Origin of the sequence: Pseudoalteromonas sp. SG44-5 (assembly GCF_014164175.1) — a bacterium.
GTDB lineage: Bacteria > Pseudomonadota > Gammaproteobacteria > Enterobacterales > Alteromonadaceae > Pseudoalteromonas > Pseudoalteromonas nigrifaciens.
The window spans coordinates 45170-60162 of sequence record NZ_JACJES010000010.1 but is presented as its reverse complement, the minus strand read 5'-3'; the positions used below and the strand labels follow the sequence as shown (position 1 = coordinate 60162).

General features: G+C 41.5%; 12 protein-coding genes. 5 read left to right on the top strand and 7 right to left on the bottom strand.

Annotation, left to right across the window (positions count from 1 at the left end):
• Positions 1 to 3: 3 nt before the first annotated feature.
• The 4 genes from H5079_RS11735 to H5079_RS11720 are packed head-to-tail and all read right to left on the bottom strand — an operon-like array spanning position 4 to position 3987.
• The gene (locus H5079_RS11735; RefSeq protein ID WP_011329568.1) at positions 4 to 711 is read right to left on the bottom strand and encodes a CoA transferase subunit A; all 708 of its coding nucleotides are present in this window, start codon (positions 709 to 711) and stop codon (positions 4 to 6) included.
• 9 nt (positions 712 to 720) lie between these two features.
• Complete coding sequence (locus H5079_RS11730) at positions 721 to 1482, bottom strand: 3-hydroxybutyrate dehydrogenase (protein ID WP_182684147.1); 762 nt, start codon at positions 1480 to 1482, stop codon at positions 721 to 723.
• A gap of 9 nt (positions 1483 to 1491) precedes the next feature.
• Positions 1492 to 2676 (bottom strand): homoserine O-acetyltransferase, encoded by a 1185-nt coding sequence (locus tag H5079_RS11725; protein ID WP_182684146.1) that lies wholly within the window; start codon positions 2674 to 2676, stop codon positions 1492 to 1494.
• Positions 2677 to 2685: 9 nt separating this feature from the next.
• Entirely contained in the window at positions 2686 to 3987 is a 1302-nt protein-coding gene (locus tag H5079_RS11720) for a GntP family permease (RefSeq protein ID WP_011329571.1), read from the bottom strand.
• 354 nt (positions 3988 to 4341) lie between these two features.
• Here H5079_RS11720 and H5079_RS11715 point away from each other — a divergent pair, with 354 nt between their 5' ends.
• Both H5079_RS11715 and H5079_RS11710 read left to right on the top strand, forming a co-directional pair.
• A complete protein-coding gene (locus H5079_RS11715; RefSeq protein ID WP_182684145.1) occupies positions 4342 to 6633 on the top strand; it encodes a TonB-dependent receptor in 2292 nt (763 codons plus the stop codon).
• Between the two features lie 101 nt (positions 6634 to 6734).
• Positions 6735 to 7397 carry a response regulator transcription factor gene (locus H5079_RS11710; RefSeq protein ID WP_011329573.1) on the top strand — a complete coding sequence of 221 codons (663 nt, stop codon included), beginning with the start codon at positions 6735 to 6737 and terminating at the stop codon, positions 7395 to 7397.
• A 22-nt stretch (positions 7398 to 7419) separates the two neighbouring features.
• Here H5079_RS11710 and H5079_RS11705 read toward each other — a convergent pair whose 3' ends face one another.
• Both H5079_RS11705 and ylqF read right to left on the bottom strand, forming a co-directional pair.
• A complete protein-coding gene (locus tag H5079_RS11705) occupies positions 7420 to 10875 on the bottom strand; it encodes a PAS-domain containing protein (RefSeq protein WP_182684144.1) in 3456 nt (1151 codons plus the stop codon).
• Positions 10876 to 11324: 449 nt separating this feature from the next.
• On the bottom strand, positions 11325 to 12278 hold the full coding sequence (gene ylqF, locus H5079_RS11700; RefSeq protein ID WP_011329575.1) for a ribosome biogenesis GTPase YlqF: 954 nt from the start codon (positions 12276 to 12278) through the stop codon (positions 11325 to 11327).
• A gap of 490 nt (positions 12279 to 12768) precedes the next feature.
• Here ylqF and H5079_RS11695 point away from each other — a divergent pair, with 490 nt between their 5' ends.
• On the top strand, positions 12769 to 13305 hold the full coding sequence (locus tag H5079_RS11695; protein ID WP_058374423.1) for a YaeQ family protein: 537 nt from the start codon (positions 12769 to 12771) through the stop codon (positions 13303 to 13305).
• Positions 13306 to 13326: 21 nt separating this feature from the next.
• Complete coding sequence (locus H5079_RS11690) at positions 13327 to 13932, top strand: alpha/beta hydrolase (RefSeq protein ID WP_086993140.1); 606 nt, start codon at positions 13327 to 13329, stop codon at positions 13930 to 13932.
• Here H5079_RS11690 and H5079_RS11685 read toward each other — a convergent pair.
• A complete protein-coding gene (locus H5079_RS11685; protein ID WP_011329578.1) occupies positions 13929 to 14138 on the bottom strand; it encodes a hypothetical protein in 210 nt (69 codons plus the stop codon). The genes H5079_RS11690 and H5079_RS11685 overlap by 4 nt on opposite strands.
• A gap of 340 nt (positions 14139 to 14478) precedes the next feature.
• On the opposite strand from H5079_RS11685, the gene H5079_RS11680 reads away from it, so the two are divergent.
• Positions 14479 to 14952: a Dps family protein gene (locus H5079_RS11680; protein ID WP_011329579.1), complete on the top strand. Its 474-nt coding sequence runs from the start codon at positions 14479 to 14481 to the stop codon at positions 14950 to 14952.
• The last annotated feature ends 41 nt before the right edge of the window (positions 14953 to 14993 follow it).

Here is a 14993-nt window from a genome sequence, read left to right as displayed (position 1 = left end):
TCCTTATTGCTTTGCTGCTTGGGTGGTCACTTTTTCTATGCGTTTTTCAAACACCCCTTTTATAACCCGATCGATATAAATACCGGGAGTGTGTATTTGGCTTGGCTCTAACTCCCCAGGCTCTACAATTTCTTCTACTTCGAGTACAGTTATCTTACCTGCGGTGGCGGCCATAGGATTAAAGTTCATCGCGGTATGGCGATAAATACAATTACCAAAGCGATCCGCTTTCCAGGCTTTTACAATGGCAAAGTCACCGGTAATACTGTGTTCTAACAAGTAGTCTCGACCATTAATATTGCGCGTTTCTTTGCCCTCAGCCACTGGCGTGCCTACTCCAGTGGCGGTATAAAAAGCAGGAATACCTGCACCACCAGCGCGCATTTTTTCAGCCAGTGTACCTTGTGGAGTAAGCTCTACATCTAGCTCACCACTAAGTAGTTGCTGCTCAAATAAGGCATTTTCGCCCACATACGAGGCCACCATTTTGCGTATTTGTTTATCCTCTAGTAACACGCCTAAACCAAAACCATCTACGCCACAGTTATTAGACACCACAGTTAAGTTACGAATACCTTGGCGTTTAATTTGGCCAATAAGTCCCTCCGGTATACCGCACAAGCCAAAACCACCGGCAATCACTGTCATGCCATCCTCAAGCCCTGCCATTGCTTCGCTGTAACTGCTTACTACTTTATCGAATCCTGCCATTGTTAGCTCCTATTGTGCGGTCCAGCCGCCATCTATTGCTATAGCTTGTGCGGTAATGTTTCGCGCCGCATCAGCCATTAAAAAGGTTACCGTATGGTGTATTTCATCTAAACCAATAAAGGCTTTTTTAGGCATGGGTGCTAGCATAATAGTATCGATAACTTGTTGCTCAGATAAACCATGCTCTTTGGCTTGTGCGGCAATTTGCTGCTCTACTAGCGGAGTTTTCACATACGCGGGGCACACGGTATTAATGGTTATATTGGCATCTCCTGTTTCAAGCGCTATGGTTTTACTAAAGCCAATTAAGCCATGTTTGGCGGCCACATAGGCCGACTTATATTTAGAGGCCACCATGGCATGAATAGAGCCAATATTAATAATTCGGCCAAAATTTTGTTCCCGCATTTTAGGCAATACCGCTTGGGTCATCATTGCGGGCCCAACTAGCATTACTTGCTGCAAAAATTGCCATTTATCAGCCGGAAATTCTTCAAGCTTTGCTACGTGCTGAATGCCGGCATTATTTATAAGTACATCAACAGCTTGCGGTAACTGCTTAAAAAAAACGGTAATTGCCTCGCTGTCGGCCACATTTAATGCATAACCTTGGGCTTTTCCGCCTTTAGTAACAATATCTTCTGCCGCTTCTTTTGCGTGCGCTGCATTTAGGTCGGTTACTATAATATGATGACCCGCTACGGCTAATTGCTGTGCTATATATAAGCCAATACCGCTGGCTGCACCGGTTATTAAAATTGTTTTGCTCATGCAGGCCTCCTAGTTGGCTAAAAACTCACTAATTTGCTGCGCTTTAGGCGCAATCGAAAACAGCCCATCTAAATGACCCCAGCCTCCCGCAATTTCAGAAATAGTAACCTCCTTACCTAGTTCATCCATTATTGAGTGCATTTTGCGGACATTTTCGGGACGTAGTAATAAATCGTTAGTGGCAGGTAGCAATAAGGTTTTTGCCTGCACCTTTTTTAGGGCATCAGTTAAATTGGCTGATCTACCTGCGGTAAATAACTGCGATGCTCGCACTAAGTACAACACATGGTTTGCATCTTGTAGCTTAGCTTTAGCTAATGCTCTAGCCTCTAAAACCTGGTTTACTTTTGGTAGAGTACGAATATCTTGCAGTGCGCCGTCATCTAGCACCTCAAAATGTGGGAAACTGGCGTTATAAATAAGCGGATGCATAGCATCTTGGGTAATGTTTAGTAGCGTAGCGGTAAGCCCTGCAAGCGGGCGCTCTTTATTATAGTAATTACCTTGCTGCCAGTTTTTATCTAAACGAATTGGCATAGCCCACTTTTCTAGTGCCGACACAGTCCATGCATCCATGGTTGCTGCGCCAATTACATGTACTAAGCGCTCTACTTGCTCGGGATAACGTACCGCCCACTCCAGTGCCTGAAACGATCCCATTGAGGCACCTATTACGGCATGCAGTTTGTTAATACCTAAACTATCGAGTAAGCGTTTTTGCACTTCAACAAAATCAGTAATGGTCACTACCGGAAAATCAAGGCCATACGGTTTACCTGTTGCCGGATTAGTTGATGCAGGGCCAGTCGTAATTACATTAGGATCGTGCCAATTGGCATTAACTAAAGTGTCTGAGCTAATTACAAAGTATTTATTAGTGTCGATTGCTTTACCTGGGCCAATTAACGCATCCCAATAACCCGCCAAGGCATCATCGGCTTTATATTTACCAGCTGCATGCGACGTGCCCGAAAAATAATGCGTAATTAGTACCACATTATCTTTAGCTTTATTTAAAGTACCGTAGCTCTCCCAGCCTACGTCTACTTGGCTAAGCGTAACTCCCGACACAGTAGTAAAATTTTTAGTGGTAAAATGTTGTTTTTCAACCAACATAGGCGCTATTTTATCATTGCTATAAGCAACTGTGCTTACTATTAACAGCAGTACACTCATTATTAATTTAGTTTTCATTGTTATCCCTTAAAAGAAAATAAATAAGCCAATTGCTAATGCAACCCCAATTAGCGGTACTACGGTTGTTAACGCAGCCATAGACCAATAAGCACGCTGATGTGTTTCTTTACAAATAGCGCGGATCAAAGTAACTACATAACCATTGTGCGGCAAGGTATCTAGCGCACCTGAACTAATAGCTACCACGCGGTGTAGTTGCTCTGGGTTAACCCCCATATCTATATATCCTGGAGCAACCAGTGGTAATGCAATAACTTGCCCTCCTGAGGCAGAACCCGTTAGCCCCGCTATTACACTTACCGCTACGGCCGCGCCTACTAGCTCATTACCTGGCATATGGGTCATTACTTCAACCGCGGCAGTAAATGCTGGTGACACTTTGGCAACTGCACCAAACCCAACCACCGCGGCTGTATTTCCTATTGCCACTAATGCCCCGGTTGTTCCTACATTTACAGCGCCAGCCAGATCATGAAAGTACTTAAAGTTAATTACCATAATACTCAGCACGCCACCTAGTAGGGCAATAATAAGCGCGGTTTGTTGTAATGTATCATGTAAAGTGAATGACAATAGCAGCACCACTAATAGCGGAATAAGCCCAGTAATAGGGTGTGGCCTTTTACGATCAACCACGCTTGGATCGTCATCACGCTCTTCAAAATGCTCACCATTGGCAAGCGCTTTTTTTATCATTTTATTGAGCCAATAATAGCCAAATGTCGCCATAAAAATAGCCACCACTAGGCTTACTTCCCATGCGGCATAGGGTGAGGTGCCTAAATATTTTATTGGGATCCAATTTTGAATTTCGGGCGATCCTGCCGAGGTCATAGTAAAAGTAACCGAGCCAAAAGCCAGCGTAGCCGGAATAAAGCGCCGTGGCAGGTTTGCGTCTTTAAATAAGCTAAGCGCCATCGGGTACACCGAAAAAGCCACTACAAATAAACTAACACCACCATAGGTTAATACCGCACACGCTATCACTATTGCTAAAACAGCATGTTTCATACCTAATTTGCCAACTATATAACTGGCCACACTATCGGCAGCGCCGGTGTCTTCCATAAACTTACCAAATAGTGATCCCAGCAAGAACATAAAAAACCATGCACTTAAAAAACTAGCAAAACCATCCATATAAGCATTAATAAAATTAATATCGGCCGTGACAGGAAAAATTGCCATGTCGCTACTCAGTGCTACAAGTAACGCGCATAGCGGTGCGGCTATAAATAAATTTACCCCGCGCAAAGTTAAAATAATCAGCAGTATTAAACCACCTACTAGCCCTATCATGCTCAGCATAAGCTTTCCTAAAGTTATTGTTATTACAAAGATGAGGTGACATCGCAGTAATGTTAATTATATTGTTGCTTATTTGTAATTAAATACATAGCACTATGGTACTACATAGTTATATTTAGGCTTGCAGGCATTGTTATATATGGGTTTAACCTAGGTATAGCACTATGGTACTAATTCATTTTTTGTAACAATCTTCTAAAGTAGTTAACAGGTGACATGAGCAATGAGTAAAGGTCTGCAGCAATCTTAGTAGTTAGCGATGGCGAGGCTTAAACAACGGCACTTAGGTATAGGCAAATAAATAGCTGGTATTTATTCCGTTGGCATTAATCACAACAATAAAAGGTAATCAACATGATAAAGCTCAATAAAAAAGTCGCACCCGTTACACTCGCTGTGTCATTGGCGCTGATCGGTGCAAATAGTTATGCAGCAGAACAACAAACTAACCAAGTTAACAAAGGCGAGCTAGAGCGCATTGAAGTAACGGCGCGTAAAACGGTAGAAAACTTACAAGAAGTACCGGTAGCAGTAACCTCTATTGGCGCACAAGAACTGGCTGAAAACGGTATTAGTGTAATGACCGAAGTACAACAATTTTCGCCTAACACTACACTGCAATCTAGCCGTGGTACTAACTCAACTATTACTGCATTTATTAGGGGTGTAGGCCAACAAGATCCGCTATGGGGATACGAAGCCGGTGTAGGTATTTATATAGATGACGTATACATAGCGCGTCCACAAGGCGCGGTACTTGACCTGCTCGACGTGCAACAAATTGAAGTACTACGCGGCCCGCAAGGCACGCTATATGGTAAAAACACTATTGGCGGCGCAATTAAATACGTCACCAAAGAAATGGATGGCGATGCAACCCTTAACATTAAAGGCACGGTAGGTAGTTATGGTCAAAAAGATCTAAAAGTTACCGGGCAACTACCGCTTATTGATGAAAAGCTCTATGTTGGCTTTGGTTTTGCTACTTTAAACCGCGATGGCTTTGGTGAGTTTTTAACCTCAGATTTAACCAATCAAGATCGTGAAAACTACAACAAAGACGTAACCGCAGCCCGCGTTACCCTAGAGTACACGCCAACAGATGACTTATTTTTTAAACTTGCTTGGGATAAAACCAAAGACACCTCAAACTCAAAAGGCGGCTATCGTTTACTACCTAGTATACTCACTGACGCTCCAGTACCCGACAGCGTATACGACTCTTACACCAGCTTACCTACCTGGAACGAAGTAGAGCTTGAAGGTTATAGTTTTACCGCACGTTGGGATATGAGTGACAGCACAAGCATTAAATATGTTGGCGCCAGCCGAGATGGTTACTCGCCAACCAATATCGACTTTGATAACACCTCAAAGCGTATTTTTGATGTACCCGCTATATATGAAGATGAGCAAACCACTCACGAAATACAGCTAAATCATCAAGGCGATAACTATAAATTAGTGTCGGGCTTGTATTACTACGATGGCGAGTCGTGTGGCCAGTTTGAAGCCATACTCGAAGAATTTGGTAAATCTTTAAATTTACCAGGTTTAACTCGTGAAGTAAGTGGTTGTAGTAACTCAAAAAGTAAAGCCGCTTATATTCAAGGCTCTTACGACTTTGATAACAAATGGTCAATGACCCTAGGCGCACGTTATACCAAAGACAGCAAAGAAGCGATTGTAAATAATGGCCTCATATTCGACACTGTTTACCCTGAGTCGGGCTGGATCCCAGGTTATGTTCGTCCAGAAGGACAACTTGTACCTACCGTACTAGATGATAGCGAAGATTGGTCGCGCTTTACCCCAAGAGCGGGCGTTGAGTACCAATACAGTAACGATATTATGTTTTTTGCCAGTTACGCCCAAGGCTTTAAGTCGGGTACATTTAACCCAAGAGCCACCACGCCTGAACCAGCAGCAAAGCCAGAAGCTGTTGATTCATTTGAATTTGGTATGAAAAGCGAATGGAATAATAACTTACGCGCAAACATAACCTTGTTTACCCTTGATCATAAAGACCGCCAGTATATTTCGGTACTCCCAGGGGACAGCGGATCTGACTTAAACCAACGTTTAGGTAATATTGGCGAATCAACATCAGATGGCGTAGAAATAGAGCTTAACTATGTTGCTACTGAGTCACTAAGCTTTAATGCCTCAATTGGTTATATAGACAGTAGCTTTGATAACGTAATTGATTTTGACCCAAATACCGGCGCAGCCTTTGATAAATCTGATCGCTTTAGCGTATCAAACACGCCAGACTTAACCTTTAACTTAGGCGCTACGTACCGCATGTACACAGATATGGGCGACTTTGTAGTTAATGGTAATTACTACCACCGTGGTGATTACGCCTTATTTGAAGAAGACAGCCTACTAACTCAAGACGCGTACGGACTGCTTAATCTAGGCGTTACTTGGTACAGCGCAGACGGCCATTGGACCGCTGGTGTATATGGTAAAAACCTCACCAATGAAGAATACATGATTGGCGGTTACCAGTTTGTAGCACCCGATCCGAGTGATCCAACGAATGTAAGCAAATACCAGCCTGGTTTAGGCGGTGATAATACCTTAATTGGCTACTTTGGCGACCCACGTACTGTGTCGTTAACTGTTGGCTACCGCTTCTAGTCTTTATTATGTGAAAGGTTTGTCTGTGTTATCCCCAACAGACAAACCTTGTTTCACTGTGCAAAATCACTTATAACTAAATGTATTGGAGAATATTTGGAATGTCTTTTGCTGTGAATACCATAATTGCCGACGACCACCCGTTGTTTAGAAGTGCATTACGCCAAGCAGCCGCAACCTGCGTTCCTGAAGAACATATACAAGAAACCAGCGACATAGACGGACTGTTTGCCTTACTCAAAATACACCCAGAAATAGAACTTATATTTTTAGATTTAACCATTCCCGGTGCTAATGGCCTACAAGCGCTATCGCAACTACGTAATCATTACCCCGACATTTTAGTAATTATGGTTTCTGCCAACGAAACTCCCAGCATTATAAAACAAGCTATGAGCTTAGGTGCCGCAGGTTATATTCCTAAATCATCATCGCTCGATATAATAGGCGAAGCTATTGGCCATGTACTCAATGGCGACACTTGGCTGCCCGCAGATATTGATTTAACCGACGTAGTTGTTAATGACGAGCAAAGCAGCTTTGCCCTAAATCTCGAAAAGCTTACCCCGCAACAATACCGCGTACTTGCCATGATTGCCGACGGTTTACTGAATAAGCAAATAGCTTTTGAAATGTCGATTCAAGAAACCACTATTAAGCAGCATGTTTCTGCTATTTTACGCAAACTCAACGTTTATAACCGCACCCAAGCTGGCATTTTATTTAACCAGCTATCGCAAGTCGGTAAGTTAGAAGTAAACTAGCCCACAAACACTACACGTTAACTTACTTGGTTAGTCGCTTAATCATACGCTTTAATGCCGGTGCTTTTAGCGGTTTATACAATAGCGGATAACCTGCATCAAGCACTTGCTCACGTATGCTTTCATCATGATTTGCTGTATTTACAATTACCGGCAAGTTAGTAAGCAGCGCCTTATTAAGCACCTCAAGCCCGGTTACACCATCATCGAGCTGATAATCAATAATAAGTAGTTGTGGTAATGCAGCGCTTGCTTTTAATTGCTCAAGCTCAGCTAAATTAGTTGCCGTGGCTATTTCGCAGCCCCAGTTTTGCAGTAGTTGCTTAAGTGCATCAAGCACATTTTTATCGTTATCAAGCAGCCAAATACGCAAGCGACCTAGTTCGGTATCGGGGTTAAGCATTACCCGCTGAGTAGGTTGTACCGCTTTACTTACTGTGCATGCCATCGTGAGCGTAAATTGCGTTCCTTTACCTAGCTCAGAACCCATAACCAAAGGTATTTGCAGTAAGTCGCAAATACGCTTAGTGATCGACAGTCCTAACCCTAGGCCTTCGGCATTGGGCTTTTCGCCCAGCTGCTTAAACTCTTGATAAATACTTTGCTGATCGCTTGCGGCAATCCCCACACCGGTATCTTCAATAACAAACGACACATGGCTGTCATCTTCAAGCAACACTTTTAAGCGTACCTCGCCGCGCTCGGTATAGCGTATGGCATTACTAAGTAAATTACGTAATACCCGCCGCAACAGTGCTTTATCTGTATGTATGCGTACATCGCATTGCTTTACAATAAATTTAAGGCCTTTTTCTGCTGCTAATGCCGAATAATCGTTGCGTAGCGGCTCTATTAAACTACTAACATCAAACTCGCTGGCCTGCACTTTAAATGAGCCAGAATCTAACTTGGTTAATTCTAAAATACTGCTAAGCAGTTCTTCTGCACTGCCTAATGAGTTTTTAATATTGAGTGCTAGCGCTTTTAGCTCAGAGCTTTGTGCTTTTTCGTTCATTAAAGAACAAAACAAGCTGGCGGCATTAAATGGTTGCAATAAGTCATGGCTGGCCGCCGCAAAAAAGCGGGTTTTGCTCACAGTAGCTTGCTCGGCTACTTGTTTTGCCTGCGATAACTCTTGGTTAGCTTGCGTTAATGCTGCGGTACGAGTTGCTACTTTTTCCTCTAGGCTTACATTGGCTAGCGTTAGTGCTTTTTGTTGTTTTACAAACTCGGTAATATCGGTATAAGTAGTTACAAAGCCACCACCGGGCAGTGGGTTGCCTTGCATTTCGAACACTCGGCCATCGCTGTGCGAACGCTGAAACTTATAAGCACTACCTTGCTTTAAATACGCTAAGCGCTTATCTATTTCAATGGCAATATTACCGCTATTAAATAACCCTCGCAGCGCATTAAAGCGAATAATATCGGCTACTGGGCGGCCAATATATAAAGCATCGTCTGGGTAAGTAAACATACGTTTATAGCCTTTATTCCACGCCACTAAACGCAATTCACTATCCACCACACTTATACCTTGTTGAATGTTTTCAATTGTAGATTGTAAAAGATCGCGGTTAAATTTAAGTACTTGGCTGGCCTCATCTACAAATTCGGCCACTTGCTCTAATGGTTGGCGTTGCTCATTTTTAGCTACGTCTAAAATAAGCCGTGCCGATGCACCGCCTATTACTGCCGACATTTCACGCTCTACCAATAACTCTAACTCGGCTTTAGCCGGGCTTTTCCATTGGCTTTTATCATCAGGAAAATAATGATTAACTAACGATTGGCTGGCCTCTTTTTCAGCAAAACGCTGCAATAAAGCCCCCAGGTCATGATAACTCAACGGATGCAATGTAGTGTCTAGGCGTGAATCATGGGGTTGTGCAATAAATTTATTACTTTGTAATCGCTCAGCAAGAGTGGCTTGGCTAAAAAAGGGCATTAATAAATACACTAAGCAATTTGCACCTAAAGATAGCAATAACGCTTGGCTAATACTCTCCAAACCAAGCGACAATAAATCGGTAGGCGCCAGCCAAGCTATTTGCCATGGCCCTTCTGTTAGCCAACTACTTTGGCTACCCAGGCCACTGGCCAAGTTTGGTAATAGTAAGGTATAACCCCAAATAACAAAGCCGGTTAAAATACCCAGTTGCGCGCCTCTGCAAGAGGCATGTCGCCACCACAAACCAATTATCATGGCAGGTGCAAACTGCGCCACTAAAGTAAACGACATTAAGCCCACTGTGGCTAAAGTGCTGGTTTCTCCAAGTACTCGGTGAGTAAAGTAACTAAGTAGTAAAATGAGCACAATAACAATTTTGCGCGCATGTAATAAGTTGTTTTTATCTAACCCACGGCTACTTGAGGTAAGCTGCGAGCGACGTAAAATAAACTGATTAATAAAATCATTAGTGATCATTACCGATAATACAATCGACGATACAATCACCATACTGGTTGCTGCCGAAAACCCACCTAAAAATGCCAATAACGTTACCAGCGTATTGTTTGCCGCCATAGGCAATGCTAATACAAAAGAATCGTGGCCAATATCATTGCCATTAAAGTAAACCAAGCCGGCGTAAGCTATAGGCAAAATAAATAAATTTATTAGTAGTAAATAAATTGGAAATATCCACCGCGCTTTGGCCAGTTCATTGTCGTTATTGTTTTCAATAAAGCTCATATGAAACTGACGCGGCAAACATAACGTAGCTAAAAGCCCTAGTAAGGTGTGCGCAACATATACATAAACAGGGCTTTGCGTAGCGGTAACTTGGGTGGGTAGTTTAAGCTCATAGGCTTTTTCGTATAAGGCGACTGGGTTATCAAATAGTGCAAAGCAAACATATAAACCCACTGTAATAAATGCCAGTAACTTTACCACCGACTCAAACGCAATACTGGCGATAAGCCCTGGGTTATGCTCGCTTGGGCGTAACCGCCTAGCACCAAATAAAATAGCAAATAAAGCTAAAAGCAAGGTGATATAAAAAGTACTGTCGGCCCACACCGCATTACTTTGCGTGGGTGCTCGGTCGGTAAGCAAGTTAATACTTTGCGCCGTAGCACTGAGCTGCAAAGAAATATACGGCACAATTGCAATCACCGAAATAAGCGACACCAAACCCGACAAACTCGATGATTGTCCATACCGAGTGGCTATAAAGTCGGCCATTGAGGTAAGTTTTTGTTGCCGACAAATATGCGCAATGCGGCAATATAGCTGCCAACCAAAAATAAATAATATAATAGTGCCCGCATAAGTAGGGGCGAGCCACCAGCCATTACTTGCAGCCTGTGCGGTAGTGCCAAAAAAAGCCCACGAGGTACAATAAACCCCTAACGACAAACCATAAGTTAAGCCTTTAAAAGGTAAAACCTTACGCTTATCGGCCCACCCTGCAACAGCAAACAATATGCCTAAATACACCACGGCAATTAAGCTAATCGACCAAATAGAAAACATAGTTTTATTCTTTTAATTATTTTTATAATTATTTAACTAGCATATGTGTTTTTGCAGAAAAAAGCAGCACCCACTTTAGTGCTAACAATTCAAAATATGCACGATAAAAATAAATAAGAACTATTTGCATTTGAGTGTTGACACGCGCCCAAATCTAATTGATAATCACTATCAACAAGAAGGGAGTACATCCTAACTTGTTACGAAATAAACTGATTTGTTTCTCGACCCTGGAACAACGTGTAGCGCACGTTAACTGCTATGGTTACTTGTAAATTCAACACAACGCCCCTTGATGTTGATAACGAGTAACCGCCCTACTATTTTACTTGCTACATTGCTCATATCGGTGACGGTAGATATGAAACTAAAAAAGCCCTTACGGGCTTTTTTTATGTCTGTAATTTAGCTATTAAATTACTTTCAGTTATCTAAATTCAGGTTAATTATTAACGACGATTTTTACGCGCTCGCGCTCGGCGTTGTAACTTTTCGTCTTCTTTGGCTTGCTTTTTAGCCGCCGCAGCCGCACGTAAACCAGCAACCATTATCTCTTCCTCCTCACGCATTTGTGGGGTTTCCATAGTAATGCGGCCAATAATGCCATCGCGTAGTTCGTTAATTAAAATTTCCGACATTTTGTAAGTGTCTATTTGGTTACCACCACGAATACAACCACGCTTTTTACCCGCTAATTCAACAAACTCCCAGTCACTCTCTGGTAGTTCATCTATTTTGTAGCGTGTTTTTAGTAGCTCAGGGTACGCCTTTATTAAATACTCAGCTGTGTAGCTCGCCACTTCTTCATACTCAAGTGCTGTATCGCGTATTGCGCCAGTTGCGCCTAAGCGGTAACCCGAGTTTTCATTTTCAACTTTTGGCCATAGCATACCCGGCGTATCGTAAAGCATAATGCCGTCTTCAAGCTTAATACGTTGCTGCGCTTTAGTTACCGCAGGCTCGTTACCTGTTTTAGCAACTATACGCCCAGCTAACACATTAATTAACGTAGATTTACCCACGTTAGGAATACCCATAATCATGGCTTTAATTTGCTTATCGGCACCCACCTTGTGAGGCACTAACTTTTTACACAGCTCATTAATACGGTGTACTTCAGCCGCTTTATCATTACCAAAAGCAATTGCTTTTACGCCGTTTTCTTGCTCAAAGTAATCTTTCCATATTTGAGTCATTTTGGGATCAGCTAAATCGGCTTTATTCAAAATTTTAATTACCGGTTTACCTTCACGCAGCGTCGCCACCATAGGGTTTTCGCTACTATAAGGAATGCGCGCATCAAGCACCTCAATAATCACATCCATTTGCGGCATTATTTCTTTAATTTCGTTGCGGGCTTTATTCATGTGCCCAGGGAACCACTGTATTCCTGCTCTACTCATTTGATTTGCAAACCTTTTATTCTAACCCATAACGCCATGGGTACTGTGTGGGGTACTAAAGAGTACAATTACACTTTTTGTACTTGGCTAATAGTGTCAGTTTACTACACAAAGAGGATTTAATTCTTCTTAAAATAAACTAGCCGTTGAAATTTTAATCATGCTATCGCGCTAAAGCTTTGATAGAAAAATATCTTATTTACGCTCGGATAAAAAGTATGTGGCTACATTGAGCAAATTTTCTTTATTTTTCAGCCTATAAGGTATGCAACTAATAAAATAACCTCATGCCCAATACAAACTAAAAACAAAAAATTCAATCCCATGAATAAAACCCAATCAACCTCTATAAAACATAACTAACAATTATTAATCTTACTCAGTAAATTGATATGGCAGCAGTTAAACACTATTGTAAATTTCTTGCTATTTTCACAGGCAATTCATTTAATTGCGCTATACTGGCGCAAATTTTTTCAAATAAGTAGTTATGGCTCTTAAATCCACCATTATGAAAGTGCAGTTGTCGCTTAGCGATATGGACCGTCACGTTTACCAAGATTTTAATTTAACCTTGGCCCAGCATCCTTCAGAAACCGAACAACGTTTGATGATCCGCTTACTCGCTTTTGCACTCAATAGCTGTGATGGTTTAGAATTTACCAAAGGGTTAAGTTCTGACGATGAGCCCGAGCTGTGGCATAAAAACTACAGTGAAGAAATAGAGCTGTGGATAGAGCTGGGTTTACCTGACGAAAAGCGCCTTAAAAAAGCCTGTAATAAAGCTAAAAAAGTGGTGCTTTACACTTATGGCGAAAACAACCAAGCTATTTGGTGGCAAAAACAGCAGCCTAAATTACGTGATTTTAAAAACCTTAGTATCTTTAGTTTAGATTATGGTGTTACCCAAGCTTTGGCCAATTTGGTTGATCGTAATATAAAGCTTGCTATTACTATTCAAGATGGCGAGATGTGGGTTAATACCGACACGACCAATATTGAAATAAAACCACAGCAGTTAATGTGATAACACCAAGGTGAGGGGCGTATGAAGGTTAAGCAGGTTATTGTTTTACACGGCTTATATATGTCTGGCTTTGTGATGCGCCCGTTGTGCTCTCGCTTAAAAAGTTCTGGCGTAAAAGTGTTAAACCTAACTTACAATACGCTCACTCCTAATCGCGATGCTATTTTTGCGCAAATAGATGAGTTTATAGGCGATCAGCCTTCGGCTTTTGTTTGCCATTCTATGGGCGGGCTTGTTGCTCGTGCGTATCTTGAGGCGAACTCGCCTGCAAGCCAACATGTTGAAAAAGTAATTACTTTAGGCACCCCACATAAAGGCAGCCATATTGCGCAAAAAATGCAGCAAAAAGGGTTTGAATCTTTTTTAAAAAATAGCGTAGAGTTTTTACTTTCTAAAAACGGTAATTGGCCTTTTAAAGCCAAACTTTACAGTATTGCTGGTGATTTACCCATAGGGCTTATGCCGCTTATTGTTAAAGGCAGTTGCTCTGATGGCACTGTATTACTTGATGAAACCAAGCTCAAAGGTATGGCCGAACATAAAGTGTTTCATTTAAGCCATACCAGTATGATTTACTCTCGCCAAGTACTCGATTATATTTTAGAGCGCTTAAACGAAGACGATTAATCTTCTGCCGCTGCTGCAATTTTATAACTAATTAAAAATATAATACCTAATACTAGTGGTATAGGTGCGGCTATATAACCAAAAGTATCAAAGTTAGCAAAGCTGGCACTGGCTAAATGCGCTATTACGCCAATTAAAAACACTACCACGGCGATACCCGTTACGATCAATTCAGCTTTATGTTGTTTAGCTGTTTTTGTGCTCACTTTATTTCTCCTAATGATTGCTACCTCCTTATTATGCGTTATCAAGTCGAATGATTTTTGACCTAAATCAATTAATGCGACAGCGGCGCACTTAACTTGTTTAAAGCTTGTTTTGGATCATGATTTGTAGTGTTGAAAATATATTTTCCCTTCAGGGGTGGTATTTTAATTAATCCGACCCATTACTATTAATGATCTATTTATTATTTTTATAAGTAATGTAAGTACACGATTTATTTAAGCTATTAATCCCATCTATTTAAATTATTTTACTAACGGCTGATGATAGGCAATACTCATTAGCAGTTAACGTTATTAACGGTTATTTAAGGAACAAGCTATGTCACAGGTAAATGCTATTGGTTTAAACAGTGCAAAAAGTGAAGACATTATTAAGTCATTAAACTCGCTACTGAGCAGCTATCAAATTCAGTACATGAACGCACGTGGGTTTCATTGGAATATTAAAGGCCGTAACTTTTTTGAACTACACATTAAGTTTGAAGAAATTTATAACTTATTGCTTTTAAAAGTAGATGAAGTTGCTGAGCGTATTTTAACGCTAGATGGTGCGCCACTGCATGCGTTTTCAGATTACCTAGAAGTAAGTAAAATTAAAGAAGCTAAAGGTATTAGCGACGGTGTAGCTGCAGTAGAGAACTTACTTGCAGGTTACAGTGTGTTGATTAAAATGCAGCGCGAAATTTTAAGCCAAGCAGCCGATGCAAACGACGAAGGTACAGCCGCGCTAATGAGTGATTATATTTCAGAGCAAGAAAAACTTGTTTGGATGTTAAAAGCTTACTTAGATTAATAAAAGTTAAATGCATTAACCGCTGTATTTAAGCAGCTATA

What these genes read in the sequence shown, in the direction of transcription:
- H5079_RS11735 (WP_011329568.1), bottom strand. Translation starts at nt 711, where the DNA reads ATGGCAGGATTCGATAAAGTAGTAAGCAGTTACAGCGAAGCAATGGCA.
- H5079_RS11730 (WP_182684147.1), bottom strand. Translation starts at nt 1,482, where the DNA reads ATGAGCAAAACAATTTTAATAACCGGTGCAGCCAGCGGTATTGGCTTA.
- H5079_RS11725 (WP_182684146.1), bottom strand. Translation starts at nt 2,676, where the DNA reads ATGAAAACTAAATTAATAATGAGTGTACTGCTGTTAATAGTAAGCACA.
- H5079_RS11720 (WP_011329571.1), bottom strand. Translation starts at nt 3,987, where the DNA reads ATGCTGAGCATGATAGGGCTAGTAGGTGGTTTAATACTGCTGATTATT.
- H5079_RS11715 (WP_182684145.1), top strand. Translation starts at nt 4,342, where the DNA reads ATGATAAAGCTCAATAAAAAAGTCGCACCCGTTACACTCGCTGTGTCA.
- H5079_RS11710 (WP_011329573.1), top strand. Translation starts at nt 6,735, where the DNA reads ATGTCTTTTGCTGTGAATACCATAATTGCCGACGACCACCCGTTGTTT.
- H5079_RS11705 (WP_182684144.1), bottom strand. Translation starts at nt 10,875, where the DNA reads ATGTTTTCTATTTGGTCGATTAGCTTAATTGCCGTGGTGTATTTAGGC.
- ylqF (WP_011329575.1), bottom strand. Translation starts at nt 12,278, where the DNA reads ATGAGTAGAGCAGGAATACAGTGGTTCCCTGGGCACATGAATAAAGCC.
- H5079_RS11695 (WP_058374423.1), top strand. Translation starts at nt 12,769, where the DNA reads ATGGCTCTTAAATCCACCATTATGAAAGTGCAGTTGTCGCTTAGCGAT.
- H5079_RS11690 (WP_086993140.1), top strand. Translation starts at nt 13,327, where the DNA reads ATGAAGGTTAAGCAGGTTATTGTTTTACACGGCTTATATATGTCTGGC.
- H5079_RS11680 (WP_011329579.1), top strand. Translation starts at nt 14,479, where the DNA reads ATGTCACAGGTAAATGCTATTGGTTTAAACAGTGCAAAAAGTGAAGAC.